The 26,759-nt window shown below is 64.0% G+C and carries 26 protein-coding genes, 2 pseudogenes and 1 riboswitch; of the genes and pseudogenes, 14 read left to right on the top strand and 14 right to left on the bottom strand.

The features are described from left to right. Nucleotides 1-6: 6 nt before the first annotated feature. Nucleotides 7-774, bottom strand: coding sequence for a hydroxyacylglutathione hydrolase (gene gloB, locus X727_RS163735; RefSeq protein ID WP_023745809.1), 768 nt, complete (start codon nucleotides 772-774; stop codon nucleotides 7-9). Nucleotides 775-892: 118 nt separating this feature from the next. On the opposite strand from gloB, the gene X727_RS163740 reads away from it, so the two are divergent. The 3 genes from X727_RS163740 (at nucleotide 893) to X727_RS163750 (ending at nucleotide 4,485) form a co-directional block, all read left to right on the top strand. Next, nucleotides 893-1,675, top strand: coding sequence for a methyltransferase domain-containing protein (locus tag X727_RS163740; RefSeq protein WP_023670688.1), 783 nt, complete (start codon nucleotides 893-895; stop codon nucleotides 1,673-1,675). Between the two features lie 137 nt (nucleotides 1,676-1,812). Further along, nucleotides 1,813-3,633: an ABC transporter ATP-binding protein/permease gene (locus X727_RS163745; RefSeq protein WP_023833386.1), complete on the top strand. Its 1,821-nt coding sequence runs from the start codon at nucleotides 1,813-1,815 to the stop codon at nucleotides 3,631-3,633. A 63-nt stretch (nucleotides 3,634-3,696) separates the two neighbouring features. Next, nucleotides 3,697-4,485 (top strand): DUF1194 domain-containing protein, encoded by a 789-nt coding sequence (locus tag X727_RS163750; RefSeq protein ID WP_023833385.1) that lies wholly within the window; start codon nucleotides 3,697-3,699, stop codon nucleotides 4,483-4,485. Nucleotides 4,486-4,536: 51 nt separating this feature from the next. On the opposite strand, the gene X727_RS163755 is transcribed toward X727_RS163750, so the two are convergent. Further along, on the bottom strand, nucleotides 4,537-5,472 hold the full coding sequence (locus X727_RS163755; RefSeq protein WP_023673297.1) for a glycosyltransferase family 2 protein: 936 nt from the start codon (nucleotides 5,470-5,472) through the stop codon (nucleotides 4,537-4,539). A gap of 248 nt (nucleotides 5,473-5,720) precedes the next feature. On the opposite strand from X727_RS163755, the pseudogene X727_RS01000000164240 reads away from it, so the two are divergent. Then, a pseudogene (locus X727_RS01000000164240) lies at nucleotides 5,721-6,040 on the top strand (DUF1330 domain-containing protein). Between the two features lie 7 nt (nucleotides 6,041-6,047). Here X727_RS01000000164240 and metW read toward each other — a convergent pair. Together metW and X727_RS163765 are read right to left on the bottom strand one after the other, a co-directional pair. Continuing rightward, nucleotides 6,048-6,662, bottom strand: a complete 615-nt coding sequence (gene metW, locus X727_RS163760) for a methionine biosynthesis protein MetW (protein WP_023833384.1) — start codon at nucleotides 6,660-6,662, stop codon at nucleotides 6,048-6,050. After that, complete coding sequence (locus X727_RS163765) at nucleotides 6,659-7,828, bottom strand: homoserine O-acetyltransferase (protein ID WP_023694040.1); 1,170 nt, start codon at nucleotides 7,826-7,828, stop codon at nucleotides 6,659-6,661. Before X727_RS163765 ends, metW begins: the two co-directional genes overlap by 4 nt. Before the next feature lie 60 nt (nucleotides 7,829-7,888). Next, a riboswitch (SAM riboswitch) is annotated at nucleotides 7,889-7,966 on the bottom strand. 125 nt (nucleotides 7,967-8,091) lie between these two features. Here X727_RS163765 and hisC point away from each other — a divergent pair. Together hisC and X727_RS163775 are read left to right on the top strand one after the other, a co-directional pair. After that, nucleotides 8,092-9,201 (top strand): histidinol-phosphate transaminase, encoded by a 1,110-nt coding sequence (gene hisC, locus X727_RS163770; protein WP_023686716.1) that lies wholly within the window; start codon nucleotides 8,092-8,094, stop codon nucleotides 9,199-9,201. Nucleotides 9,202-9,205: 4 nt separating this feature from the next. Beyond that, nucleotides 9,206-10,141, top strand: coding sequence for a prephenate/arogenate dehydrogenase family protein (locus tag X727_RS163775; protein ID WP_023833383.1), 936 nt, complete (start codon nucleotides 9,206-9,208; stop codon nucleotides 10,139-10,141). 7 nt (nucleotides 10,142-10,148) lie between these two features. On the opposite strand, the gene X727_RS163780 is transcribed toward X727_RS163775, so the two are convergent. Together X727_RS163780 and X727_RS163785 are read right to left on the bottom strand one after the other, a co-directional pair. After that, complete coding sequence (locus X727_RS163780) at nucleotides 10,149-11,072, bottom strand: sugar kinase (RefSeq protein ID WP_023833382.1); 924 nt, start codon at nucleotides 11,070-11,072, stop codon at nucleotides 10,149-10,151. A gap of 62 nt (nucleotides 11,073-11,134) precedes the next feature. Then, nucleotides 11,135-12,133 carry a DUF2125 domain-containing protein gene (locus X727_RS163785; protein ID WP_023833381.1) on the bottom strand — a complete coding sequence of 333 codons (999 nt, stop codon included), beginning with the start codon at nucleotides 12,131-12,133 and terminating at the stop codon, nucleotides 11,135-11,137. 124 nt (nucleotides 12,134-12,257) lie between these two features. Here X727_RS163785 and X727_RS163790 point away from each other — a divergent pair, with 124 nt between their 5' ends. The 3 genes from X727_RS163790 (at nucleotide 12,258) to X727_RS163800 (ending at nucleotide 14,613) form a co-directional block, all read left to right on the top strand. Further along, nucleotides 12,258-12,791, top strand: coding sequence for a gamma-glutamylcyclotransferase (locus X727_RS163790; RefSeq protein WP_023833380.1), 534 nt, complete (start codon nucleotides 12,258-12,260; stop codon nucleotides 12,789-12,791). A gap of 164 nt (nucleotides 12,792-12,955) precedes the next feature. After that, a complete protein-coding gene (locus X727_RS163795; RefSeq protein ID WP_023731073.1) occupies nucleotides 12,956-13,903 on the top strand; it encodes an aldo/keto reductase in 948 nt (315 codons plus the stop codon). A gap of 83 nt (nucleotides 13,904-13,986) precedes the next feature. Further along, the gene (locus tag X727_RS163800; protein ID WP_023833379.1) at nucleotides 13,987-14,613 is read left to right on the top strand and encodes a LysE family translocator; all 627 of its coding nucleotides are present in this window, start codon (nucleotides 13,987-13,989) and stop codon (nucleotides 14,611-14,613) included. Between the two features lie 69 nt (nucleotides 14,614-14,682). Here the strand turns inward: X727_RS163800 and X727_RS163805 are convergent, their stop codons facing one another. Then, on the bottom strand, nucleotides 14,683-15,492 hold the full coding sequence (locus tag X727_RS163805; RefSeq protein ID WP_023833378.1) for a 1-acyl-sn-glycerol-3-phosphate acyltransferase: 810 nt from the start codon (nucleotides 15,490-15,492) through the stop codon (nucleotides 14,683-14,685). 115 nt (nucleotides 15,493-15,607) lie between these two features. Further along, a pseudogene (locus X727_RS01000000164235) lies at nucleotides 15,608-16,512 on the bottom strand (LysR family transcriptional regulator). 114 nt (nucleotides 16,513-16,626) lie between these two features. Here X727_RS01000000164235 and X727_RS163810 point away from each other — a divergent pair. Then, the gene (locus X727_RS163810) at nucleotides 16,627-17,259 is read left to right on the top strand and encodes a pyridoxamine 5'-phosphate oxidase family protein (protein ID WP_023731071.1); all 633 of its coding nucleotides are present in this window, start codon (nucleotides 16,627-16,629) and stop codon (nucleotides 17,257-17,259) included. Nucleotides 17,260-17,355: 96 nt separating this feature from the next. Here the strand turns inward: X727_RS163810 and X727_RS163815 are convergent, their stop codons facing one another. The 3 genes from X727_RS163815 to ftsE all read right to left on the bottom strand — a co-directional run bounded on the left by X727_RS163815 (nucleotide 17,356) and on the right by ftsE (nucleotide 19,850). After that, nucleotides 17,356-18,075, bottom strand: coding sequence for a YdcF family protein (locus X727_RS163815; protein ID WP_023673311.1), 720 nt, complete (start codon nucleotides 18,073-18,075; stop codon nucleotides 17,356-17,358). A gap of 133 nt (nucleotides 18,076-18,208) precedes the next feature. Beyond that, nucleotides 18,209-19,198, bottom strand: coding sequence for an ABC transporter permease (locus tag X727_RS163820; protein ID WP_023673312.1), 990 nt, complete (start codon nucleotides 19,196-19,198; stop codon nucleotides 18,209-18,211). After that, nucleotides 19,191-19,850, bottom strand: a complete 660-nt coding sequence (gene ftsE, locus X727_RS163825) for a cell division ATP-binding protein FtsE (RefSeq protein ID WP_023685344.1) — start codon at nucleotides 19,848-19,850, stop codon at nucleotides 19,191-19,193. The genes X727_RS163820 and ftsE overlap by 8 nt, the downstream gene beginning before the upstream one ends. Before the next feature lie 174 nt (nucleotides 19,851-20,024). Between ftsE and X727_RS163830 the strand changes: the two genes are divergently transcribed. The 3 genes from X727_RS163830 to X727_RS163840 all read left to right on the top strand — a co-directional run bounded on the left by X727_RS163830 (nucleotide 20,025) and on the right by X727_RS163840 (nucleotide 21,662). After that, on the top strand, nucleotides 20,025-20,660 hold the full coding sequence (locus tag X727_RS163830; protein ID WP_023685343.1) for a hypothetical protein: 636 nt from the start codon (nucleotides 20,025-20,027) through the stop codon (nucleotides 20,658-20,660). Nucleotides 20,661-20,683: 23 nt separating this feature from the next. Continuing rightward, nucleotides 20,684-21,226, top strand: a complete 543-nt coding sequence (hpt, locus tag X727_RS163835) for a hypoxanthine phosphoribosyltransferase (RefSeq protein WP_023673315.1) — start codon at nucleotides 20,684-20,686, stop codon at nucleotides 21,224-21,226. A gap of 64 nt (nucleotides 21,227-21,290) precedes the next feature. Continuing rightward, nucleotides 21,291-21,662 carry a response regulator gene (locus tag X727_RS163840; protein WP_023686708.1) on the top strand — a complete coding sequence of 124 codons (372 nt, stop codon included), beginning with the start codon at nucleotides 21,291-21,293 and terminating at the stop codon, nucleotides 21,660-21,662. A gap of 6 nt (nucleotides 21,663-21,668) precedes the next feature. On the opposite strand, the gene X727_RS163845 is transcribed toward X727_RS163840, so the two are convergent. Then, on the bottom strand, nucleotides 21,669-22,619 hold the full coding sequence (locus X727_RS163845) for a DMT family transporter (protein ID WP_023750539.1): 951 nt from the start codon (nucleotides 22,617-22,619) through the stop codon (nucleotides 21,669-21,671). A gap of 226 nt (nucleotides 22,620-22,845) precedes the next feature. On the opposite strand from X727_RS163845, the gene X727_RS163850 reads away from it, so the two are divergent. Further along, the gene (locus X727_RS163850; RefSeq protein WP_023701399.1) at nucleotides 22,846-23,709 is read left to right on the top strand and encodes a LysR substrate-binding domain-containing protein; all 864 of its coding nucleotides are present in this window, start codon (nucleotides 22,846-22,848) and stop codon (nucleotides 23,707-23,709) included. Here the strand turns inward: X727_RS163850 and X727_RS163855 are convergent. Continuing rightward, entirely contained in the window at nucleotides 23,706-24,077 is a 372-nt protein-coding gene (locus tag X727_RS163855) for a glyoxalase superfamily protein (protein ID WP_023685340.1), read from the bottom strand. The genes X727_RS163850 and X727_RS163855 overlap by 4 nt on opposite strands. 41 nt (nucleotides 24,078-24,118) lie before the next feature. Next, complete coding sequence (locus tag X727_RS163860; RefSeq protein WP_023694027.1) at nucleotides 24,119-26,707, bottom strand: TIGR02302 family protein; 2,589 nt, start codon at nucleotides 26,705-26,707, stop codon at nucleotides 24,119-24,121. Nucleotides 26,708-26,759 lie beyond the last annotated feature (52 nt).

The following is a 26,759-nucleotide window of genomic DNA, read 5'->3' as shown; positions in this document are numbered from 1 at the left end:
CGATGCTCAGAAATTGTCCTTGCGCTTGCGGATTTCCGCGAACACTTCGGCGTCGGAGGCCTCCTCCATACGGAGATGCTTGCGGATCGCCGGGTCGTGCCAGCGCAGGAACGGATTGGTCGACAATTCCTCGCCGATCGTGGTCGGCAGCGTCGCCTTGTTGTCGGCGCGCAGGGTCTCGATCTTGGCGGCGCGTTCTTTCAGCGCCGAATTGGTCGGGTCGACGGTCAACGCAAAGCGGGCGTTCGAAAGCGTATACTCATGGCCGCAATAGATGACCGTGTCCGCCGGGAGTGCGGCGAGCTTCTTCAGCGACTCATACATCACCGGCGGCTTGCATTCGAACAGCCGGCCGCAGCCGAGCGCGAACAAAGTGTCGGCGGTGAACGCCACTTTCGAGGCCGGAAAATGATAGGAGACATGGCCCGCAGTGTGGCCGGGCGTGGCGATGACATCGATCCGCTCGCCGCCGAGATGGACGACCGAGCCTTGCCCGACGGTCTCGTCGATGCCGGGGATCTTTTCCTTTTCAGCCTCCGGTCCGACGATGCGCAGCTTGAAGCGCTCCTTCAGCGCCAGATTGGCCTCGACATGGTCGACATGGTGGTGGGTGGTCAGGATCATCGTCGGCTTCCAGCCGGTACGCTCGATCGCGGCAATGATCGGCGCTTCTTCGGGCGCGTCGATAATGGCGGTCTCGCCGCTTTTCGGGTCATGCACCAGCACGCCGAAATTGTCGCTGCGGCACATGAACTGTTCGATTTCGACGGGCATTGGCATCTCTCCATCTGTTGGCGCAGACATAGGGCGCTTGGCCGCCGATGTCACTCTAGCTTTGCAGAACGTGCCGGCTTTGTTGAACTTGGGCGGCATCGCAGCTACCGTCCCGCGCATGCATTCCGATATCGTCGATCTCCGCTCCTTCTATTCGACCACGCTCGGCCGCCTGGCTGAACGCTCGATCACCATGGCGCTGTCCTCAATATGGGCAACAGTGCCCAATGAGCGGCTGGTCGGGCTCGGCTATACCTTGCCGTGGCTGGAGCGGTTCGGCACCGATGCCGAGCGGGTGTTTGCCTTCATGCCTGCTACGCAAGGCGCCGTCGTCTGGCCGGCGAACGGGCCGACGGCTACGGCGCTGGTCTTCGACGAGGAATTGCCGCTGGTCGATTCCTGCATCGACCGCATGCTGCTCGTGCATTCGCTCGAACATGTCGAAAACCCGCGCGAGACGCTGAACGAGATCTGGCGGGTGCTGTCGCCGGCAGGGCGCGTCGTCATCGTCGTGCCCAACCGGCGCGGTGTCTGGGCGCGGTTCGAGCACACGCCGTTCGGCAATGGCCGGCCGTTCTCGCGCGGCCAGCTGACAGAATTGCTGCGCGAGGCGAATTTCACACCGGCTTCCTGGTCCGACGCGCTGTTCTTCCCGCCATCGCCGCGGCGCTTCATGATGCGGTTCCACAATGTGCTGGAGCGCGCCGGCCGGCGGTTCTGGCCGATCTTTTCCGGCGTCATCGTGGTCGAGGCGCAGAAGCGGCTCTATCAGGGCGTGCCGGTCGCGCAGCGCGCCTCGCGCCGTGTCTTCGTGCCGGTACTGTCACCGCACGGTGCGACGCGGCTTGGCCGCCGGGCGGAAGGGGTGACATCGACGACGCGTCAGGTGACACCTTCGTGATCATCATGAAAACTGGTGTTGCGTGGGTTTTTCCCACCTATCTGTCGCAGATGCATTCGCGGTCCGTTTGAGCGGCGGATGCCTTCAAGTCTCTCCATCTGGTTTCAGCAACGCTTCTGAACGCAAGGACCTCGTGCATGGCTGATCAACCGGACAAGTCCGCCACCGCTCAGCCGGTAACCGTCGAAGCCAGCAGCCTGCGCGATCAGGTGGCGACGATAAAACGGGCGCTGATAGGCTCACCGGTGCGCAAGTGGCTGGTCTGGACGTCGGTCGGCATTATGGCGGTCATCGTCGCGACGTCGATCGGCCAGGTTCTGCTCAACCGCTGGAACCAGCCTTTCTACGATGCGCTGGCGCGTCGCGACATGGCGGCCTTCCTGCATCAGCTGATGATCTTTGCCGTGATTGCCGGCACGCTGCTGCTGCTCAACATCGCTCAGACCTGGCTCAACCAGATGATCCGGCTGAAGCTGCGCGAGGCGCTGACGCTCGACCTGATCGACCAATGGATGCGGCCGGCGCGGGCCTTCCGGCTCGCCAATGCCGGCGCCATCGGCGTCAATCCCGACCAGCGCATGCAGCAGGATGCTGCGCATCTGTCCGATCTGTCGACGGACCTCGGCGTCGGCCTGCTGCAATCCTTCATCCTGCTGGTGTCGTTCGTCGGCGTGCTTTGGCAACTCTCGTCGGGCTTCGTCTTCCACATCAACGGCTGGTCGCTGGCGATACCGGGCTACATGGTCTGGGCCGCGTTCCTCTATGCCGGCATCGCCTCCTGGCTGAGCTGGCTGGTCGGGCGGCCGCTGATCCGCCTCAACAGCGACCGCTACACCCGCGAGGCCGAGCTGCGTTCCGGGATGGTGCGCGTCAACGAGAATGTCGACGCCATCGCGCTCTATCGCGGCGAAGCCGATGCCAAGAGACGGCTCGAAATCGACCTTGGCACGGTGCTGGGCGCGATGCGAAACATCTACAAAGCGCAGATCAACCTGTCCTGGGTGACCGATACCTATGGCTGGATCACCGTGGTGGCGCCGATCCTTGTGGCATCGCCGGTCTATTTTTCAGGCGATATCAGCTTTGGCGGGTTGATGATGGCGGTCGGCGCCTTCAACCAGGTGCACTCGTCGCTGCGCTGGTTCATCAACAATATCGGCGGCATCGCCGACTGGCGCGCCACGCTGATGCGCGTTGCCGACTTCCGCATTGCGCTCGATGAAACCGATGTGTTGCACGACAAGGAAAAGCGCATCGAATTCGGCGATAACGCCAATGGCAGCCTGACCTTCGAGAAGCTCCAAGTGGCCTCGCCGGAGGGCTGCACCAAACTTTCAGACAGCCATGTCGAGATCCATCCCGGTGAGCGCGTCATGATCACCGGCGACCCAGGCGCCGGCAAGACATTGTTCTTCCGCGCCATTGCCGGCCTTTGGCCCTGGGGCAGCGGGCGGATCGGCTTGCCGGCCGGAGAAACGCCGATTTTCGTGCCGCGTGTTCCGTATTTTCCTGCCGGCACGTTACGCGAAGTGCTGCATCCGAATGGCTCGGCGCCGGCTGGCGATGCTGATTTTGGGGCGGTGCTGGCCGAGGTCGGCCTCGAGCGGCTGTCATCCTCGCTCGACCGTTCCGCACGCTGGGAGCGTGAACTCAACGATGACGAACAGCGCTCGCTGGCCTTCGCCAGGCTCGCCTTGCGGCAGCCGAAATGGGTGATCATCGACGAAGCGATGGACGCGTTCGATGGTCCTTCGCTGCGAAGGGTGCTGTCCATGCTGGAGAAACGCCTGCCGGAAACCGCGATCCTCAACATCGGGCGCGGACTGCACAATGATCATTTCTTTCCACGCGCATTGAACATCGTGAAGGATACGGGTGCTGCGCCACTGAAACCCGCCCGAGTCAGGACCGGCGCCATCGACCCGCCGCCGAAAGCGGCCGTGCGGCGAAAGAAGTAGAAGGGGCTTTATTTCGCCGCGATCGCGGCGAAGATCACGGATCGAAATATCGGTGGTGCGGCCATGCTCGACGCGTTCAGTCTGTTAGCTTGCCTTGCCTGCACCACGCCCGTGGCTGCCCCGGCCGTTGCCGTGGATGTCGAACTGGTGCTGGCCGTCGACATCTCACAGTCGATGGACGAGAGGGAGTTCGCGCTGCAGCTCGCTGGCTATGTCGAGGCCCTCAGGCATCCCGATTTCATCAAGGCCGTGCGCTCGGGAACCACCGGGCGCATCGCGCTTGCCTATTTCGAATGGGCGGGCGTCGTGCGCGAGGATGGCGTCATCGCCTGGCAGGTGATCGACAGCGCAGAGAGCGCCAACGCCTTCGCCGACAGAATAGAAGCGCGGCCGTTCCGCAGCTTTCGCGGCACCTCGATTTCCGGTGCGCTTGCCTTCGGCGCCGGGCTGTTCGAGGGCACGGGGTTCGATGCGCCACGCAGCGTCATCGACATTTCCGGCGACGGTCCCAACAACACCGGGCTGCCCGTCGCCACGACACGCGATGCGGCGGTGGCCAAGGGCATCGTCATCAACGGCCTGCCGATCCTGATCAGCCCGTCGCCGACCTTCAGCCATCTCGACCAGTATTATGACGACTGCGTCACCGGTGGGCCCGGCTCCTTCGTGTTGCCGATCTATGCGGCCTCGGAATTCGCCACCGCCATACGCCGCAAGCTGATCCTGGAGGTGAGCGGCATCGCCGATGCGACCGTGGTCCCGATCGATGCCGCCGCACCCATGGACTGCCTGCAGGGCGAACGCGACCGGCGGCTATATTCCGACCCATATCTGCCGGAACTCGACAAATGAGGTTTGAGGCAGTTCGGAGGGGAAAGCCGCTGCGCGGCTTGTCGGCAAACTTCAGGCCGGTCGTGCACCGTATTTGTCGCGAAATTCGGCATAGAGATCGCGGCGCCAGCGCCGGCCGCCGACATAGCCACGCAACAGCTGCGGCAGCGAATAGCCAAGCGCCTTCGACGACCGGTTGGCCATATAGCCGGAGAACGCCTGCGAAACCCTGCCCTTGAGTGCATCGGCGATGAGCTGCCGGGCGATCATGTAAGGCGGAATGTAGGGGTAGCGGTCGGCGATATAGGGGTGCTTGTCGATCAAGCTCGCATAGGCTTCGACATAGCCGTCCCGGCGACCGGAGATCGAATTCTCCGAGTTGTACTTTTTCCAGTCGATCACTTCGGACAGCTGCGCGCCGCTGCGACGGGCAAAGCGCAGCAACAATTCGCGATCCTGCATGCGCGTGACGTCACTGTCGTAGCCGCCGATGGCCAGCAGCGACTCGCGCCGGGCGGTGATTGCCGACCCGGCAATGAAGATGGTCTGCGCGACAAGGGCCCGCTCCAGCGAGTCGCGGCTCAGCAGCGCTTCGCGGTTGACGCAGTTGGTGCGGCGATTGCCCTTCAGCGACACGAAGGAACTGATCAGCACTTCGAGCGAGGGATTGTTGTCGAACTGCTCCAGCGTCCGCGCCAGGCGATCCGGCAAATAGACGTCGTCGGAATCGAGAAATGTCACCACCGGCGCCTGCGCCCGCTCGATGCCGGCATTGCGGGCGGCATTGGCGCCGCGCCACTTGGAGCCAACATAGATCAGCCGTGGATCGCGGATTTCGGCAAGTGCGGCTGCCGTACCGTCGGTCGAGCCGTCATCGACGACAATGTGTTCGAACCGGGGAAAATTCTGCGCCAGCACGCTCTCCACGGCGCGCACCACCTTGCTGCGGCGATTGTGCGTCGGTGTGATCACCGAGATCAGCGGAGCGAGGTCGGTTGCCTTGGACATGTTGCTTCGATTGTGCCCCGAAATGCCTGGAGGCCGGAGGTTTTGATGGTCGCCGTCCAAGCCTTACCCCGGGATGGCATTCGATTCGACGCTACAAAAAACCAGCGGCAATGTCATCACAAACTGTTAAGCCAGGACGCCGGTAAGCCGGCCGATTACCCCAGACGTAATCGACCGATGGCCATCATGTCTGCAGATTGCGCCAACGAAGCCGGTCGTCGGGCTTCGATCTCACAGGGAGTTCAGCCATGGCCGCCTACGCCGTCGCCCATATGCGTCAAGTCACAATGGGCCCGCAGATTGTCGAGTATCTGCAGAGGATCGACGCCACATTGGAGCCGTTCGGCGGCCGCTTCCTTGTCCAGGGCGGCGACATGACGTGGTCGAAAACGAATGGCCCGGGCATCTGATCGTCATCGAGTTTCCGGACAGGGCGCATGCGTGGGGCTGGTACGATTCATCAGCCTATCGCGAGCTTCTGGCCTTGCGCACCGACAACTCCCACGCCGATGTGATCATCGCCGATGGCGTTCAGCACCCGCACAAGGCGACGGACGTGCTGGAATAGGGGCAAACTACCGCTTCAGCAAGAACACCGCTTGCTGGCCGAAGAAATTCCAGAACCACCATGGCATCGACAGGCCGATCTTCTGGCCGTTGCCGTCGAGCGCGGTGGCTTTCTCGACCGAAGCGCCGAGTTCCTCGACCAGATTGACGAAGTCGCGGATGGTGCAGAAATGGATGTTGGGCGTGTCGTACCAGGAATAGGGCAGGTCCGCGGTCACCGGCATCCGGCCATTGACGAACAGCGACAGCCGCACCCGCCAATGGCCGAAATTGGGGAAGGAGACGATGGCGCGGTTGCCGATTCGCAGCAGCTCGTCGAGCACCAGCTTCGGGTTGCGGGTCGCCTGCAGCGTCTGAGACAGGACGACGAAGTCAAAACCCTTGTTCGGATAGAATTCGAGGTCGGTATCGGCATCGCCCTGGATGACCGAGAGACCGCGCGCCACGCATTCATTGACGCCGCGCTGTGACAGCTCCAGCCCGCGGCCGTCGACCTGCTTGGTCTCCTGCAGGAGTTCGAGCAGCAGGCCGTCGCCGGAGCCGACATCGAGCACCCGCGACTGCGGCGGTATCAGGTTGGCCACGACTTCGAGGTCGACGCGCTGGCTGCCATTGACGCTCATGAGGCGAGCCCCCTTGCGCGGGCCGCCGAGCCGATGAAGCCCTTGATGGCGGCAAACAGTTCGGGTTCATCGAGCAGGAAGGCATCATGGCCGCGGTCGGTGTCGATCTCGACAAAGGAGACGGAGGCGCCGGCGGCGTTGAGCGCATGCACGATCGAGCGGCTCTCCTCGGTCGGGAACAACCAGTCCGAGGTGAAGGACACCAGGCAGAAGCGGGTCTTGGTCCCGGCAAAGGCATCGGCCAACCGGCCGCCATGGTCGGCGGCGAGGTCGAAATAATCCATCGAACGGGTCATGTAGAGGTAGGAGTTGGCGTCGAAGCGGTCGACGAATGTCATGCCCTGGTGGCGCAGATAGCTTTCGATCTGGAAGTCGGCATCGAAACCGAAGGTCAGCGCTTCGCGGTCCTGCAGATTGCGGCCGAATTTCCGATGCAGGGCGGCTTCCGACAGATAGGTGATGTGGGCGGCCATGCGCGCCACGGCGAGCCCCTTTTCCGGGCGCTTGCCGTGCTCGAAATATTTGCCGCCATGCCAGTCCGGATCAGCCATGACAGCTTGGCGGCCGACCTCGTGGAAGGCGATGTTCTGCGAGGAATGGCGTGCGCCTGTGGCGATCGGCAGGGCCGAGAAGACGCGCTCGGAATAGCATGACGCCCATTCCAGCACCTGCATGCCGCCCATCGAGCCGCCGAGCACGCAAAACAGCTTTTCGATGCCGAAATGGTCGACCAGCATCAGTTGCGCCCGCACCATGTCGCGGATGGTGATGATTGGCAGGTCGAGGCCGTAGGGCTTGCCGGTGGCGGGATTGGTCGAGGCCGGACCGGTGGAGCCGAGGCAGCCGCCGATGACGTTGGAGCAAATGACGAAGAAGCGGTTGGTGTCGATGATCTTGCCGGGACCGATCAGCACTTCCCACCAGCCGGGCTTGCCGGTCACCGGATTGGTGCTGGCGACATGCTGGTCGCCGGTCAGCGCGTGGCAGACCAGGATGGCGTTGGTGCGGGCATCGTTGAGGGCGCCATATGTCTGGTAGGCGATCTGGAACGGCGACAAAAGCGTGCCGGCGTCGAGCTTCAGCGGCTTGTCAGGGCCAAAACGCAACACCGGGCTCGACGGGCTGTCGGCCTCGTTGTTGGTTTTTGTAGCGCGGAGCGCGGCCATGTGACTCTCCTTGCCCGCCGTCAGGCAATAAAAAACCGGCAATGCGATCGCAAAGCCGGTTACGTCACGCAAACGGCCCTTTAGCGAGTTGTTTAACGTGGCTGCAAGCCGACCGGCCAAATCACCACGGAACTGTTGCGTTCTTCTAGAACTCGTGCGGCCCGGCGTCAACGGCCAGCTATGCCCGCCTCTCGACATTCGCGGCTACGGCTTGTATTTCCGCTGCGGCCTCCGGACGGAGGCATTCTGGATGGATTTGCGACATGGACAAGACAGCGGACAAGGCACGGCCGACGCCCCGCGCGGGCATTATGGACATCGACGCCTATGTGCCGGGCAAGAGCACGGCACCTGCCGGCGTCGCCAAGGTCCATAAATTGTCGTCGAACGAGAACCCGCTCGGCCCGTCGCCGAAGGCGATCGAGGCCGCGCGCGAAGTGGCCAGCAAGCTCGATGTCTATCCCGACGGCACCGCCCGCCGGCTGCGCGAGGCGATTGCCGAGGTGCATGGCCTCAACCCGGCAAACATCATCTGCTCCAACGGTTCCGACGAGATTTTGGGCCTGCTGGCGCAGACCTATCTGGCGGCCGGCGATGAGGCCATCATCACCGAACACGCCTTCATGATCTACAAGATCTACATCCAGTCGGCCGGCGGGACACCGGTGACGATCAAGGAAACCGAGGAACGCGCCGACGTCGACGCGATCCTGGCCGCGGTGACGCCGCGGACCAAAATCATCTTCCTCGCCAATCCCAACAATCCGACCGGAACCTATCTGCCGTTCCAGGAGGTCCGCCGCCTGCATTCCGCTCTCCCGGGCAACGTGCTTCTGGTGCTGGACGCGGCCTATGCCGAGTACGTCAGGCGCAATGACTATGAGGCAGGTATCGAGCTGGCGGGCAGCGCGCAGAATGTGGTCATGACCCGCACCTTCTCCAAGCTCGGCCTTGGCGGCGCGCGCATCGGCTGGATGTATGGCCCACTGCACATCGTCGATGCCATCAACCGCATCCGCGGCCCTTTCAACGTTAACGCAACAGCGATCGAGGCCGGCATTGCCGCCATCCGCGACCGCGCCCATGTCGAGCGCAGTTCGTTGCACAACGAGACCTGGCTTACCTGGCTGAATGAAGAACTGACGAAGCTTGGGCTGCGCGTGACGCCCAGCGTCGGCAATTTCGTGCTCATCCACTTTCCCGACGACAAGAGGCATTCGGCTGAGGCGGCGGACGATTACCTCACCCAGCGCGGCTATATATTGCGGCGCGTTACCGGCTATGGCTTTCCCAATGCGCTGCGCATGAGCGTCGGCACCGAAGAAGCAAATCGCGGCGTCATCGATGCCCTCACGACATTCCTGAAAAGCTGAAACAATGACAGCACCGATGTTTGAAAAGATCGCGCTGGTCGGCATCGGCCTGATCGGCTCGTCGCTGGCCCGCATCATCCGCCGCGAGGGCCTGGCCCGCCATGTCGCCATCGCGACGCGCAGCCCGGCCACGCTGGCGCGGGCGAAGGAGCTCGGTCTTGGCGAGAGCTACACCACCGACGCCAGGGAAGCGGTCCGCGACGCCGACCTGATCATCGTCTCGGTGCCAGTGGGGTCGTCGGGCGAGGTGGCGCAAGAGATCGCAGCGGCGCTGAAAAAAGGCGCTATCCTCACCGATGTCGGTTCGACCAAGGCCTCCGTCATTGCGCAAATGCAGCCCTATGTGCCGGACGGCGTGCACTTCATTCCGGGACACCCGCTGGCGGGTACGGAGAAATCGGGCCCGGATGCGGGTTTCGCCGAGCTGTTCGAAAACCGCTGGTGCATCTTCACGCCGCTGCCGGGAACCGATCCGGCCGCGCTGGAAAAGCTGTCGGAATTCTGGCGGCGCTGCGGCTCCAACATCGACACGATGGACCCGCAGCATCATGACATGACGCTGGCCATCGTTTCGCATCTTCCGCACATCATTGCCTACAACATCGTCGGCACGGCCGACGATCTGGAATCGGTGACCAAGTCGGAAGTGATCAAATATTCGGCTTCCGGTTTCCGCGACTTCACCCGTCTGGCCGCCTCCGACCCGACCATGTGGCGCGACGTGTGCCTGCACAACAAGGATGCCATCCTGGAAATGCTGGCGCGCTTTTCGGAGGACCTCGCCTCGCTGCAGCGGGCGATCCGCTGGGGCGACGGCGACAAGCTGTTCGACCTGTTCACCCGCACCCGGGCCGTTCGCCGTTCGATCATCGAGGCCGGCCAGGATATCGACGTGCCGGATTTCGGCCGGCAGGCGGTCGAGCACCCGGTGAAAAGTTAAATCTGTTTCAGACGGGCCAGGTCGCCGCGACCATGGCCATTGCCTCGTCCCTGTTTGGCGCCCCCAGCCGGCCGCCGAAGCGCTGGCATTTGAGCGCGGCCGCCGCGCTGGCAAAGCGCAACGCCTGCTCGATCGGCATGGTTTCCGCCAACGCGACAGCAAAGGCGCCGTGGAAAACGTCGCCGGCGGCCAGCGTGTCGACCGCCTTGATCTTCGGCGCCGCGATGTGGCGCACGCATCCGGCGGACCGGTCATGCCACCAGCTTCCCGCGGCGCCGCCGGTCACCGCGACAAAGGCGTCTGTGCGGCTGGCGAGGTCGGCGCAGGCGGTTTCGGGATCCAGCGCGTGGTCGCAGATAATGCGCGCAGCCGTCTCCGAAGCGACGATGTGCGAAGCCAGCGGCAACAGACGCTCCAGCACCTCCAGCGGCGCCGTGTCGGCGTCGAGGATTGCCGGGCAACCGGCGTCGCGCGCGGCGGTCAAGGCAAGAGCGGCGGCGCCCGGCCAGCGCACATCGACCAGCACGGCATCGAAGCCGGAAAGATCGGCGACAGGCACCGCCTCGGGGTCGGCCTGCGCCTTTGGGTCGTAGAAGGGCACGATGATGCGCTCGCCATGAGCGTCGACCAGGATCGCGGCCAGCGCCGAGCGGGCGCCTTCGACGCGGCGGACAAAGCCGCAATCGACGCCCTCGGCCTCGATGCCGGCCAGCAATTGGTCGCCGACGGCATCGCCACCTGCACTTGCCCACAGGAACACCTCGGCGCCGAGACGGCGGGCGGCGCAGGCAGCACTTGTCGCCATGCCCGAGGCGATCTGGATGCCGTCCGAGGCGATGAACTTGCCCTGATGCGTGGGCAGGGTTTCGACGCGCAGGATGGTATCCAGCGTCAGCGCGCCAACGCTCAGCAGTTTCACCGGTCGGTTCATGCGTCGGCTTGCTCGAGCATGATCTCTCCCCAATAGCCGTTCCCGCTCTTTGCGATCATGCTCTAATCGAGCGGCTTGATCTTGCCCAGCGGAATGAAGCCGAGCGAGACCTTGCCCTTCACCACCTTGAGCGGCATCGACGGTTCGTTGCCGAGCAGCGCCAGACCGGCAAAGCCTTGCTCGATCTGGCTCTTCTGCTCGGGGATTGCGGTGGCGAGGATTGCCGCCACGGCTTTGGGATCCTGCAGCTTGATCGTCAGGTCGGCATTGACCTGGCCGTTGGCGTCGACCGACACCGGGCCGGAGACGGTGATGCGCGCGGTTCCCGACGCCAGATCGAGCTTGTGGATGTCGACCGCCTGGCCGCGCAGGCTCCTGGCCTGCGTCTTCATCAGCGCGACGCCGTTCTTCAGCGTCGCGTCGCCGCTGCCGTCGAGCGGCGGCAGCACGCGCCCGCCGATCGCGTCGGCGTCGATCTCAAGATCGGTGAAGCTGCCGACGTAGCCGATGTCCTGGCCGTCGGGTCGCAACTCGCCCGCCGCGGTTCCGGCGCTGAACAGTGAAACCGGGTCGGTATCGTCGGCCGGATCGGTCTGGCCGGACAAGCTCTCGGCCTGCAGCGAAATGCTGCGTGGCAAGGGCCAGGAGAGCTTGGCATTGGCCTGCAGATTGTCCCAGTCGATCCATAGCGGCGCCATCCCCGGCACCGAGGTGCGCAGCGGCCCACGCAACTCGGCGGCAGGCGACAAAGGCCGGATGAGCTCTGCAACGAAGTTGAAGCTGCCTGCCGAGGCGGCAACGTTCCTGGCGTCGTCCTCGTAAGCCAGATTGTCACAGGAGATGGCAAAACTCAGGGGGTAGCCGCTGACGGTGAGGTTGGCGCAGCCGGCCTCGATGCCTTTGTCCTTGAGCGAGGCCACCGCCTTGTCGGCTTCGCTGCTGACGCGACCGGCGACATAGAACCAGACCGCGCTGTAGACGCCGAACAGCATAACGACCAAGGCAGCGAGCCACATCAGCCGGCGGCGAAACTTCGACGGACGCTCGTCACTTGACGTCATGCTGCGGCTTTCATTAACGCGGGCGTGTTGCGGGTGGACTGTGGCTTACGCAACAAGCAAAAAGAACAGAAGAGCACCGATTCCGATGCGGCGGCGTCACTCTCATGCAATCAGGCTTGGCGATATGGGCGATTTTTGGGTTTTTGGCTACGGCTCGCTGATCTGGCGACCGGGATTCGCCCATGTCGAGACACGGCGCGCGCGGCTTTACGGCTACCGCCGGTCGCTGTGCGTCTATTCCTTCGTGCATCGCGGCACGCGCCAGCGGCCGGGCCTGGTGCTAGGCCTCGACCGTGGCGGCTCCTGCATCGGGCTGGCCTTTCGCGTGCCCGGCGAGCTGCGCGATGAGGTGCTGACCTATCTGCGCGAGCGCGAATTGGTGACCAGCGTCTACCTCGAGCGTGTGCTCGATATCAGCCTCGACGGGAATGGGGTGGCCGCGGGAGAGAGAGTGAAAGCGGTCGCCTATATCGTCGACCGCCAGCATGAGCAGTATGCCGGCGGGCTCGACCCCGCGCATGCGGCAGGTGTTATCCGTGGCGCCGTCGGCCAGTCCGGAAACAACGAGGACTATGTGCTCAACACGCTGCAGCATCTCGCGGCGCTGGGTATCAGCGACCACTGGCTGGAAGAGGTGGCGAAGCGGATCGCCTCGTGAGCCAGTAGACCACGGCGAGCCTGCAGGCGAAGCGCTCGCGCCTTTGTGAAGCGCTGGCCCGCTGGAAAAATTGGCTGAGGCCTTTGACCTCGGCGCGGCGAGACCTAGCTTAGCTGCGGCCCGAAGCATTCGGGTCGCCCGCCGCCAGCCCACGGAGCCCCGTCTTGCAAAAACGCCGTCTCGGTCAAACCGACCTTTCCATCGCGCCGCTGGTTCTGGGCGGTAATGTCTTCGGCTGGACCGCGGACGAGAAGACCTCCTTCGACCTGCTCGACCGGTTCGGCGACGCCGGCCTCAACGCTATCGATACGGCCGATGCCTATTCGCGCTGGGTGCCCGGCCACGCGGGCGGCGAGTCCGAGACCATTATCGGCAAATGGATGAAAAGCCGCGGCAACCGTGACAAGATCATCGTCATCACCAAAGTCGGCTCGGATATGGGACAAGGCAAGAAGGATCTGTCCGCTGCCCATATCGAAAGGGCGGTCGAGGCGTCGCTTGAGCGGCTGCAGACCGATGTGATCGATCTCTATTTGTCGCACTGGCCGGACCCGACCACGCCTTACGAAGAGACGCTCGGCGCCTACCAGAAGCTGCTCGCTGCCGGCAAGGTCCGCCATATCGGCGCCTCGAATCTTGACGCCGGCCAGCTGCGCGCCGCGCTCGATGTTGCCAGCCTGCGCGGGCTGCCGCGCTACAGCGTGCTGCAGCCGGAATACAATCTCTACGACCGCTCATCCTTCGACGGGCCGCTGCATGATCTGTGCGTGGCCGAGGATATCGGCGTCATCACCTATTTCAGCCTCGCCAAGGGGTTTTTGAGCGGCAAATACCGTAGCGAGGCCGATCTCGGCAAAAGTGAACGCGGCGGCGGCGTGAAGGCTTATCTCAATGCGCGCGGCATGCGCATTCTGGCCGCACTCGACACTGTGGCGGCGCGCCATTCGGCCAAGCAGGCGGAAGTAGCACTCGCCTGGGTGATGGCGCAGCCCGGCATCACCGCGCCGATCGCCAGCGCCACGACGCTGGACCAGGTCGACAGCCTGGTGCGCGCCGCATCGCTGAAGCTCAGCGCGGAGGATCTCGTGGCGCTGGACAAGGCCAGCGCCTAGCCGCGCAGGTTCGGCACGATCGTTCAAGACGACGGCTGTCCGCCTTGCCACACTGTTCTCCATTATTGTGGAGAAGAGGCAGCATGGCCGCAGACATTCTTTCGCAGGCGCAGCCCTGGCAGCAATTGCTGGCGCTGGTGCTGGCGGCAACCGTCGTCATGGGCAGTCCTGGCCCGGCGACGATCAGCGTCACGGCGATAGGGGCCGCCTTCGGCCTGCGCAATTCGCTTCACTACACATCGGGGATCATTTTAGGCACGGTCGCGGTGCTGCTGGTCGTGGCCACCGGCATCAAGGCTATCCTCACCTCGATGCCGGGCGTAGCGCCAGTGCTGGCGGTCGCTTCCGCCGCCTATATTCTCTACCTCGCCTACAGAATAGCGACAGCGCCGCCGCTGGCCGCGCGTGACAGCAGCGCGGTTCTGCCGACCTTCCTCGGCGGCTTCCTGCTCGCCGTTGCCAACCCGAAAGCCTATGTGGCGATTGCTGCGGTCCTTGCTGGCTCCGCGACCACAGCCGGCGCCGATGCTCTCGGCATCCCGGCCAGGCTGGCGGTTCTCACCCTGATGATCGTAGCCATCCATGTGCTGTGGCTGCTGGCCGGCGCGGCCTTCGCCCGCACCCTGCGCCAGCCGCTGGCGTCGCGGATCATCAATCTGGCCTTCGCGGCGACGCTGGTGCTGACCACGGCGCTGGCGGCGTGGCCTTGAGCCGGCTCGCAGAAGAGATCAAGCTTTGGTCTTTTTTGTTTTGGCGCAATTCAGCACGGAAAAAACCGCTCACACTTTTCCTGGGATTGCTTTGGCGGCCGCGGCGAGTTCGGCCAGCCGCTTGATCGCCGTCGGCGGCATTTGCGGCGGGTTAGGAGCCTGCGATGCCTCGATCAGCAGCTGGTCGCAGGCGGCTTCCGTATCGCCGATCAGCCGGTCCATGAATTCGTCCTTGCCGAGCCCGGGCGGAATCGGCGGCAGGAAGCGGGCCTTGATGGTGCCGGGAAAGCGCAAGAATTTACGGCGAGGCCAATAGAGGCCGGCGACATGGGCGACCGGTACCACCGGGACGCCAAGCTGCGTATAGAGCTCGACAATGCCGTATTTGTAAGCCGGCTCGTCGCCTGGCGCTCGGCGCGTGCCTTCGGGGTAGATAATCAGCTGGCGCGGATTGCGCCCCATCTCCTGCTTTGTCGATGCAACGACCTGCTTCAACGCCTTGGAGCGGCTGCCGCGGTGAACCGGGATCATCCGCATCTTCAGGATGTACCAGCCGAAGAAGGGAATCCAGGTCAGCTCGCGCTTCAGGATATAAAGCGGGTCGTGTAAAAACGGAAAGAAAGCGATCGCGTCCCAAAACGACTGGTGTTTCGGCGCCAGGATGAAAGAGCCCTCGGGCAGGTTTTCGACGCCGGTGATGTCGCTCCTGGTGCCGGCGATCTTGTCGTAGAGCCACAGGCTGGTGCGCGACCAGAATTTAGGCACGAACCAGGCGCGATGGCGTGGCGAGAGGAAGTAGTAAGGGGTCCAGAGGACCATCTGGACGATCAGATTGACATAGAAGACGAAGTTGAACGCCAGCGAGCGGATATAGAGCATGCGGGGAAGGGCCCGTTGAGGAGGTGTGCGTTGGTTACACCAAGCGCGGGCAAAAAGGAAACGCCGCAATGGCCTGACATAGGCCGGCTCGCCACTGACTCAAGCCAGTCTCAACTCACCACGTCGCCTGCAATAGCCGCTGCTTCAGCCGCGGAGCGGCGAAATCGAGGAACGCCCTGAGTTTCACCGCCAGCAGGCCTTGGCCGGCATGGACGAGGCTCACCGGCCATGGCTGCGGCTCTAAGGGCCGCAAGACCGGGACGAGCACGCCGGAACGTACTGCGTCCGCAATCTGGTAGGAGAGCACCCGCGTCATCCCGGCGCCTGCAATCGCGGCATCGATTGCAGCTTCCGCCGTGTTGACGCGCAGCCGTGAGCGGATCGGCACGATCAGTTCGCCCTTGTCGCCGGCAAAGCTCCAGCTGGCGAGCGCTGCAGGCCCCTCGAAACTGATGCATTCATGCGCGGCCAGATCGTCCGGCGTCCGCGGCATGCCATGCGCGGCGATATAGGCGGGGCTGGCGCACACGATGCGACGGATCGCGCCGACGCGGATGGCAATGAGGCTCGAAGGCGCAAGCTCGCCGATGCGGATGGCAAGGTCGAGATGTTCCTCCGCCAGTTGGGTTATCCGGTCAGCCAGCGTCAGCGAATGTTGACTTGAGGATAAGCCGCCAGGAATTCGGTGACGACAGGCAGCACGTGCAGGCGACCAAAGACGACCGGCGCGGTGATGAACAGGTCGCCGGTCGGCGTGCTGTATTCGCCGGCAGCGGTGCGTTCGGCTTCGCCGACCTCGCCGAGGATGCGGCGGCAGGCGGCGAGATAGGCCTGGCCGGCATCGGTCAGCGTGAGCTGCCGGGTCGAACGGTTCAGCAGGCGCGCCTGAAGGTGCTTTTCGAGGTCGGAAACCTTGCGGCTGACCGTTGCCAGTGGAATGCCGAAATGGCGGCCGGCAGCAGAAAGGCTGCCCGCTTCCACCGCGGCGACGAACAGCGACATGGCTTCGAGACGATCCATACTTTCTTCCGGAAATTGGAAGGATAGCTTGCAACTATGCCATCTACATCCAAAACATGGAAGGATCTACCTCTTCGCGTACAATGGCCGTGTTTCGGCCTCGCGGAGGCTTCCATGAATGCTCATACTTTCACCAGCGATGTCGCCTTCACGCCGACGGTCAAGGCGATCCAGACCCGCAAAGGTTCGCGCAAGGGCTATGCCAGCGCCGAGGAGCGCGGCGGATGGCGCGCCCATATGACGCCCGACCTCGCCGACTTCATCGCGGCGCAGACCAGCGTCTTCCTGTCGACGGCAAATGGCGAGGGTCAGCCCTACATCCAGCATCGCGGCGGGCCAGCCGGCTTCCTCAAGGTGCTGGACGAGAAGACCATCGGCTTTGCCGATTTCTCCGGGAACAGGCAGTTCATCACGCAGGGGAATCTCGCCGACAACAACCAGGCATTCCTGTTCCTGATCGACTATGCGCATCGCCAGCGCGTCAAGATCTGGGGCACGGCGCGCGTCGTCGAGGACGATGCCGAGCTTCTGGCAAGGCTGATGCCGCAGGACTACAAGGCGCGCCCCGAGCAGGTCATCTTGTTCACCGTCTCGGCCTGGGATGCCAATTGCCCGCAACACATTCCGCAGCGATTCGAGGCCGCCGATGTCGCGGCCGCACTCGCCGAACGCGACAAGCGGATTGAAAGCCTCGAACAGGAGATTGCGCGGCTGCGTGGCGCGGAAGCCGGCACGGCCAAGGGGTAATCGAGCGCCGTCAGAGTCGTCTGTCTGGACGCAATTCCCAAGGGAAAGCGTACGTGCTTTTCCCGGGAAAACCGCTACACACTTCCTGGAATTGCTTTAGTCCTTGGCGGTCGAAACCTCGGCCAGTGCGACGCTGTCGGCAGTCTGGCGGACCGGGACGACGCCGCGCGCAAGCGCCAGCAGGTATTTGCTGTATTCGGTCAGAAGCACGCGTAGCGCTTCCGGCTTGGTCAGCCAGTCGCCATTGTCCAGATTGGTGTTGACCACCGGATAGGGTTCAAGCCTGGCGCCGTGCAGCAGGCGGCCCATCTCGAGCAGGCTGCGCGGCATGTGGTAATTGTTGGTGACGAGGATGACGCTGCCATAGGCGTGGCTCTCCACCCATTTAGCGCTTTCCTCGGCATTGCCGATCGTGTCGAGCGCGGCGCGGTCGATGTCGACACAGCAGGAAAACAGCGCCTTGTCGCCGCCGGTAGCAGCCTGCAATTGGCGGCGGCTGGCAGAGGGATGCACGCCTGAGATCAGCAGCCGCTCGCCCTTGCCGGAGGCAAGCAGATCGAGTGCTGCGTCGAGGCGGGCCTGACCGCCGGTCAAGACGATGATCGCATCGGCCTTGGCCGGGTTGGTCGGGGTCGTCATGTGGCTGACCTTGCTGGCGAACCAGCCGAAGCCACCGGCAAACAGGGCCACCAGCAGCAGTAGACAGAGGGAGGCGAGACGCAGGGCGGTGCGCAAACGGCCCAGCCCGGTACGCACACGCAAACGCACCACTGGCATCTGTCCAGCCGTTCCGGTCGACTCCCGCGCGTTCATCATCCTATGGTTAATCCTGAAATGCCTTTTTGGTAAGGAAAAAAGCGCACATTGCGTTACGTCGGTTTTCGATCCGTGATCGTCCCTTCCATTCCTGTCCTTGCCCCCGAACTGTTTTCGCTTCTGCCCTCACGGGTCACCCCGCATCCGGCTGGCGGACATCGATGTCGCTGAGGTAGGCGACGACGGTGGCGTGCGAGGTCGCCGCCGTCAGTCCGCCGATCACCAGCACCATCAGGCCGACGCCGAGATAGCCTGCCGATCCGATGGCGAAATTGCCGAACAAAGCGGTGGCCTGGTCGGCCTGCGGCGTTGCCATGTTGCGCGACGACCACCAGGAAAAGACGATGAAAACCAGGATCGCGGCTGCGCCGCCGGCGGCTGCGCCCTTCATCCCGGTGACCAGGAAATGCCAGCGGAATTCGCGCGCGATGAAGCGCGCCTCGGCGCCGACGAAATGCAGCACTTCGATGATATGGCCGTTACCCGCCATGGCGCCGCGCGTCGCAAACACTACGGTCAGCACCGTCGCCGACAGCATCAGGACCAGCACGGCGATGCCGATGGTGACCGTGGTGCGGGCCATGGCGACCAGCCGGTCGACCCATGTACGGTGATCGTCGAGCGAAGCACTCGGCAGCTTGGGCGTGAGCGCCGCACGGATGGCGCTGAAGTCGGGCGGGCTGGTCTCGTCGATGGTGACGATGATCAGGCGCGGCACCGGCAATTCGTCGATATTCAGGCCCGAGCCCAGCCATGGCTCCAAAAGGCGCGCGGTGGCGTCGCGATCGATGATCCGGGTTTCCTTTACGCCGGGGAATTCGCCGACGATCTGCGAGGCCTGGGCAAGGGCTGCCTCCATGTCGAGGCCGTCGACCGGCTTGATCTGAATCGTGGCCTCGCGCGAGATCTGGTTTTCCCAGACCGAGGCAGTGTCGCGCACCAGCGTGACGGCGCCGAAAGTCAGGCAGGACAGGAAGGTCATGATGGCGATGACCAGCACCAAGGCGCGGCCGGCGATATTCTGCGCCGGCACGATCGGCGCCATGCGGCGCTGGACGCGCTGCGTCGTCGTTGCGGGCTCGGCGGCGTCTTCATGCAGCTGTTCGGCCGATAGCTCAGTCATAAATATCCAGCCTTCCGCCGGCCAGGATCATGCGGCGCGCGTCGACCTGCTCCATCAGGCCGAGATCGTGAGTGGCGATCACCACCGCGGTGCCGAGCCGGTTGAGCTCAATGAACAGCCTGAGCAACCGGCGCGCCAGCGGCGGGTCGACATTGCCGGTCGGCTCGTCGGCAAGCAGGATTTCGGGCTGTTCGATCAAGGCCCGAGCGATTGCCGCGCGCTGCTTTTCGCCGCCCGAAAGGACCGGCGGCAGCACATGCATGCGCTCGCCCAGGCCGACCCATTTCAAAAGTTCGGTGACGTCGGTGCGGTAGCTCGCTTCCTCGCGGCCGCGCACGCGCAGCGGCAGAGCGACATTCTCATAGGTGGTCATGTGGTCGAGCAGGCGGAAATCCTGGAACACCACGCCGATGCGGCGCCTGAGATGCGGCAGTTCAGCGCGCGAGATGCGCGAGCGGTCCTTGCCGAAGATGGTGATCAGCCCGCGTGTCGGCTTCAGCGACATGAACAGAAGGCGCAGCAGCGTCGTCTTGCCGGCGCCCGAGGGCCCGCTCAGGAACTGGAAGGAGCTCTCCGGAATGTGCAGGGAGATGTCGCGGAGGATTTCCGGACCCATGCCATAGCGAAGGCCGACATTTTCGAAGCGGATCACGTGCGACGACCTGAGGGCGGCGGCGTGCCAACCCTTTCTGTCCAACGACCATCGGCCGCCATGGTTAACCGTCGGTTAATTTTCGCCGTTTTTGAATGCGTCACAAGGGTTCCGGTGGGGAAGCGTTAACCATTTCCATTTACGCAAAAGAAACGAAAAGGCAACAGCGGGGCCATGATGGCTGAGCAACGAACCGCGCGCCCGGTTTCCGGCGAAATCATGACCGGGACAAGTGTCGCACCGGAATCGCGTCCTGTGGCGACCGACATCGTCGATGCGGATTATGAGGTGCTGCCGCAGCTGATCCCACTGATAGAAGCCATGCCGACGCCGGCGCGCGACATCGCGACGCCGTCGATGGAAGGCATGGAGATGCTGCGCAAATCAGATGCGTCAGCCGGGCGGCCGGCATCGCGTGGCGGGCCGATCTTCTGGATTGCCGGCATCGGTGCGGCGCTTGCCGCCTTCTGGGTCTCGGGTGGCCATGCGCTGGTGCGCCAGACGCCGTTCTGGTCAGTCGAACAGCCGGAGGGCGCCGTACTCAGCATTGCCGGCGTCACGTCGCGTGTCGACGCCTCAGGACCCGCCCCGGTGCTGTTCGTGGATGGCGAGGCCGTCAATGACGGTTTGAAGGCGGGACAATTGCCGCCGCTGGAGATACGTGTCACCGGCAATGACAGCCGCATCACCCGTTATACTCTGGGGACATCCAACCGTTCTCTGGCGCCCGGCGAAAGATTCGGCTTTTCCAGCCGCCTCGATGTGCCTAGAAACGGCGTCAAGGCCGTGGCGGTCACCTTCGCCGGCTAGTCGGTTCTCTGGAAAGGTTGTTGATGCCAGTTGTGCGCGGCAAGGACATCGAGGTCCTGTTTTCGGCGTCCGCGATCGCGCGGCGCAATCTCGAACTCGCCAAGGAGATCGCCGAGCACGACTATCACGACCTGCTGGTGATTTCGGTGCTGAAGGGCTCGTTCATCTTCGCCGCCGATTTGATCCGCGCCATGCACGATGTCGGGCTGTCGCCCGAGGTCGAGTTCATCTTCATTTCCAGCTATGGCGCCGGCACCACCAGCGGCGAGGTGAGGGTGCTGCGCGACATCGACAATGAGGTCGCCGGCCGCGACGTGCTGCTGATCGACGATATCCTGGAGTCGGGCAAGACGCTCTCCTTCACCCGCAACCTGATGCTGTCGCGCGGCGCCAAAAGCTGCGCCATCGCGGTGCTGTTGGACAAGCGCATGCGCCGCCAGACCGAGCTGAACGCCGACTATGTCGGCTTCGACTGTCCCGATTACTTCGTCGTCGGCTACGGCATGGACGTCGCTCACGCTTTTCGCGAACTGCCGTTTGTCGGTGTCGTCAAAGGCGATGCCTGAGAAAAGGCCCCCGACGCTTCAAATTTTCAGAAAAAGTCAACTTTTGCCCGCCAAATTCCGGCCCATGGCAAAGCTTCTGATCGTCGAGGACGATGAGTCCGTCCGCACCCTCGCCGCCCGCGCGCTCGAACGCGCCGGGCACTCGATCGATATCGCCGCCGACGGCGCGCAGGGGCTGGCGATGGTCAGTGCTGCAGGCGGCGGCTACGACCTCGTCGTCTCCGATATCCGCATGCCGGAAATGGACGGCATCGAGATGGCGATCGCCGCAGCCAGGCTTTTCCCTGACATGAAGATCCTGCTGATGACCGGCTATGCCGACCAGCGCGAGCGCGCCGAGGAATTGAACGGCATCGTTATCGACGTCGTGCAAAAGCCTTTCACGCTGGCCGAAATCCGCTCGCGGGTCGACCAGGCGCTCGCCTGCTTCGCCTGACACGCTTCAGGCGGCATCCTGAGACGCGGCGAGGACAGGCGCAGCGCTCCGGCGCCGTTCGGTGTTGAGCGCCAGCAGACCGGCGCCGATGATCAGCGCCGCACCGATGGCAGTGGTCGAGCGCGGCACCTCGTCGAAGAACAGGAAGCCCCACAGCGGCGACCAGATGATGCCGGTGTATTCGAAGGTGGCGACGCGGTTGGCGGGCGCCAGCCTGTAGGCCTGCGACAGCAGAATCATGCCGGCCGAAGCGACGAAGCCGCAGGCCGCCATCTTGAGGAAATCCGGGGTCGTCGGCCAGACCCACGGCCGCACCAGGAATTCGAGGCTGGGGTGGACAGCATGGGTTATGCCGGCAAGCCAGAATGTGCCGGCAACCGCAGCGGCGCCGACCAGATAGGCGCCGTTCTGGTAGAAGGCCATGACGGTGGAGGATTCGGTGTCGCCGATCTTGCGCGCCATCAGCTGTGAAAAGCCGTAGAGCAAAGCCGAGCCCAACGAAAGCAGCGCCGCCCAGTCGAACAGGCCGGCGCCCGGGCGCAGCATCACGACCACGCCCAGCATGCCGATCAGCACGGTGGCGAGAGCCTGCCAGGATACCCGCTCGCCGAGATAGGGCCCGGCTATCGCCATGATGAACAGGGGCGCCATGAAATAGAGCGCCACCGCGTCGGCGAGCGGCAAGGCAGCGATCGCCAGATAGTAGACCGTATAGGAGGAGAACTGGATGAAGGCGCGTATCGTCAGCAGGCCGAACCGCTTCGAGACAATGGCCCGCAGGCCGACATCGGCGCGAACGAGAACGACCAGGATCGGCAAAGCGACGATCGAGCGGATCCACATCACCTCGGTCACGGGATAGCCGGCCGACACCGCCTTGACCAGCGGGTCCTGGAGCGAGAACACCAGCACGCCAAGGCACAGGCTGATGATGCCGAGAACGATCCGGTTGCGCATGTTGTTCTGCCGGCCCTTGCCTTGACTGCCCGCAGCCGCCCGGCCATGGGGTAAAAAGAACCCGCCACCGTTTCGGGCAGCGGGTATGAGTGAGGACTCTTTGATTGGTCCGCAGCCGATTTCGCGGCGGCATATCCAATGGGTGAGCGGACTATGCTGCGGCGTTTGACATGTTGCAAACGAATTGGAATGATACCAGAGATCAAATTTGCTTATGACGGATTCGATGCGGCCAACCCTCGACAGCGATCTCCTGCGCACCTTCGTCGCCATTGCCGAAGCGGGCAATTTCACCCGGGCGGCGGAGCAGGCCGGGCGCACCCAGTCGGCGGTGTCGATGCAGATGAAGAAGCTCGAGGAGCTGGTCGGCGACAGCCTGTTCGAACGCGGCTCGCGCGGCGTGGCGCTGACGCGCCGTGGCGGCGAGCTGATCGTCAATGCCCGCCGCATCGTCTCTCTGCTCGACGAGACGGCGGCATCGATGGCGGCGGCACCGCTTGGCGGGCCTGTGCGCATCGGCATTCCCGAGGAATATGGTCACGCCATCCTGTCGCGCGCGCTCGGCGCCTTCTCGAAGCGTCACACCAAGGTCGAGGTCACCGTGCGCTATGCACATTCGGGCGCCCAGCTGGCAGCGTTGGCGGCCGGTGAACTCGACCTCGCCGTGGTGTTCGAATGGCAGGATCCTTCCGGCGGCGAGGTGCTGATGCACGATCCGACCGTGTGGGTGACATCGAGCCTGCATCACATGCATGAGGAGCGGCCGGTGCCGATCGCGCTCTACAACCGGGCCGGCTGGTGCAAGGACTTTGCCATCAAATCGCTTGAGCAGCGTGGGCTGGCCTACCGTGTCGCCTATACCAGCGACACCACCGGCGGCCTGAAGCTCGCCGTCACCTCTGGCCTGGCGATCGCGCCGATCTCGCACAGCAATATTCCGGATGGCTGTCGTGAACTCACCGCCGCTGACGGGTTCGGCCATATCGATTCCTCGAATGTGGTGATGCACCGCAGCCCAAATGCCTCAGGCGAAGCTATCGACGGCATGCAGGAGGCGATCCGCGAGGCATTCGTCAACCGGCCGGCTTAGTCTGTTGCATCCTCGTAGAAATGCAGGCGATTGCCGAAGGGGTCGCCGACCGACACTTCACGGGTCTGCCACGACGTGGTTTCGAGGCCCGGCCGGGCGTAGCGGTATCTCTTGCCGATCAGTTCGCGGTGCAATGCCGCGATGTCCTCGACCTTGATGCGCATGGCTATACCCGGCGCGCCGTCGCCATGATGTTCGCTCAGATGCAGGACACAGCCGTCGCGGATTACACCCATGTAGAGCGGCGCATTGTCGTCGAAGCGGTGCTCGAACTCGACCTTGAAGCCGAGAAAGTCGACATAGAATTCGCGTGCCTTGGCGATGTCGAAGATGCGCAGGATGGGCGTGACGGCACCGAGTTTCGGCATGGCGCTGATACCATTCAGTTCGACGGATGTTGCCTTGGAGGCTACTTCAGCTCCAGCAGCCGCTCGAGGTAGCTGCGCTCGATGTCGGGGCTGAGCGCGTTGCCGAGCCGCTTGCGAATCGCCTCGAGAATCTGGCGGGCGCGCTGCACGTCGATCTCGTCGGGCACCTTCACCGAATCGCCGAAATCGGGTCCGCGGCTGGCGCGCGGTCGGCCCAGCGGATCGCGGCCGGCGTCCTGTTGGCGGCCGCCTTCCTGGCTGCCGCCCTGGTCGCCCTGCATCGCCTGCAGCTGCTTCATCATCTCCTTGGCGCCCTTGCGCAGCGCTTCCAGCGCGCGACCCTGGTGGCCGACTGCCTGGTCGCCTTCGCCTTCGCCAAGCGACTTTTCGGCATTGCCCATGGATTTGCCAGCGTCGCCAAACCCCTCATTGGGTTGCATGCCCATGCCTTCCAGGCCCTTCTTCAGCTTGTCGAGTTCGCTCTGCAACTGGCCCTGGCCTTCCTGCAACTGCTTCATCGCATCGGCGAATTCCTGCGGTGTCATCGACTTCGGCCGGGCGAGAGGATCGCGATCCTTGCCGACGCCCGGCTGGTCCGGGTCGTCGCCATTGCCTTCGCCGGGCTGCTGATTATCTCCGCGTTGCATCTGGTCCATGCGGTAGGTGTCGTTCATCATCTCCTGCTGGCGGCGCATGATCTCGCCCAGCTTGTCCATCTGCTGGCGCATCTCGCTGTCCTGCTCGCCGCCCTGCTGCTGACGGCCGGCCTGCAGGTTGTTCATCATGTTTTCCAGCTGCGACAGCAGCTCCTGCGCCTTGTCGCGGTCGCCCGACTTCGCCAGGTTCTCGATCTGGTCCATCATGCGGTCGATATCACTCTGACGCAGCTCGCGACCATTCTGCTGCATCTGCGGCGCGTTCGGGTTCTGCTTGGCGCGCTCGGCGAATTCCTGCAGGAATTCGTTCATCGCCTCGCGCAGTTCCTTCATCGCCTTTTCGATCTCTTCGTCGCTGGCGCCGCGCTTGATGGCGTCCTGCAGCGCCTGCTGGGCCTGGCGGAGCCGCTTTTCGGCGGACGAGAGATTGCCTTCCTCGATGCCGAGCGCGATTTCCCAGAGATAGGCAACCTCGTTGCGCAACTGATCGTCGCTGTCCGACATCTTCAGCCGGCTGCGGGCGCTCATGATGGCGAGGTAATGCGACATGTTGTCGAACGTGTCCTCGGGCCGCAGCGTGATGGCGTCCATCAGGTCGAGCACGCGCGGCTTGGCATTGGCGTCGAGCGCCAGTAGGCGGCGCTGCTCGACCACCGCCCGCGCCAGCGGGTTGGCGAAGGGCCGCTCCGGCATCACAATAGTCTTGGTCTCGCTGGTCGCGGTGTGTCCGGCATCGTCGGTGGCGACAAGCGACAGCTTGATGCTGGCGCCGGCCCAGACGTGCTCGGTGAGGTCCTTGGTGGTCTTGGCGGCGTTCGCCTTGCCGCCGCGGCGCGGCAGCGCCAGCGGCAGGTCAGGCGGACCGTAGAGCGGATGCGCATCGGGCGCCGCCGGATCGGCCAGCGCGAAAACCGCCTTGGCGGTGGCCGCGCCATAGTCGTCGTCGATCTGGTAGTTGAGCTCGAAGGCGCCGTTGACGGCGCGCTTGGGCTCGCCGACGAAGCGGATCGTCGGCGGCTTGTCGGGGATCACCGCGAAGGCCCAGCGACCGAGATCGGCTTCGCCCGACTTCAGCGTCAGCGTGCCGTCGGCGGTCAGCTTGCCGGTGAACTGGCGCAGCTTGGGGGTCGCCGGGTTGACCGCCGCTGCCTTGACGGCCGCCACCTGTGGTCCCGACGGGTCGATGGCGCGAGCATTGCCGCCCTTGTCGGCAAAGCTTAGCGTTTCCTCGCCGGAGCCGCCGGTCACGCGCAGCGAGACGTCGCTGCCTTGCGGCACGGTGAAGGTGGCAACCGCCTGCTTGGCGTTGCCATCGATGACTGGCGCGGTCAAGAAGATGGGCGGCTTGCCGGTATAGGCCGGCGGGGTCACCCAGGCATCGACGCGCGGCGGTACGATGTCGCGCGCCGCATGGGCACTGAAACCATCGGACAGCCTGCCGCCGGACGGTCCGAAGGAGAAGGCAAAAGCGGTGACCAACAGCAGCGCCGCCACGGCACGCAATGCCCACGGATCGCGCTCCGGCACGCGGGTACGCGGCAGGTCGGCGCCAAGGCTGCCGAGCTTGTCGGCCATGCGCTTTTGGTGCTCGCGCCACAACGCCTGGGAAAAGATGCTTTCCTTGCCGCTGGGACGGTCGGTCTGCACCAGCACCGGGCTGTGCTGCAACTGGTTGGCGGCCTCGATACGGCGGTCGATTTCAGCGGCGGATGGAAGCTTGAAGAAACGCAGCGGATAGAGCGCCGCCAGCGTGGAAATACCGAACGCCGTGACCAGGATAATGCGCGCAATGTCAGGCAGCCGGGGGAAAAGGCCGAGCCAGGAGAGGCTGAGAAACAGGCTGGCGACGATGAGCAGCGGCAGAAGCAGCGGCCAGCCGCGCTCGACCGTGATCGAGATCCGTGTCGCCAGCCGGCTCAGGGCAAGCCGCCCGGCCAGGCTGCGATCGCCACTGGAAATGGGGCGTTCCGTCATCGGCCCTTCCTGCCCGGGCAGGATAGCCCGGACTCAACAAGCAGAAGTTTAC

The sequence above is a fragment of the Mesorhizobium sp. L103C105A0 genome (genome assembly GCF_000502215.1).
GTDB lineage: Bacteria > Pseudomonadota > Alphaproteobacteria > Rhizobiales > Rhizobiaceae > Mesorhizobium.
This window is presented reverse-complemented; position numbering and strand designations above follow the sequence as displayed.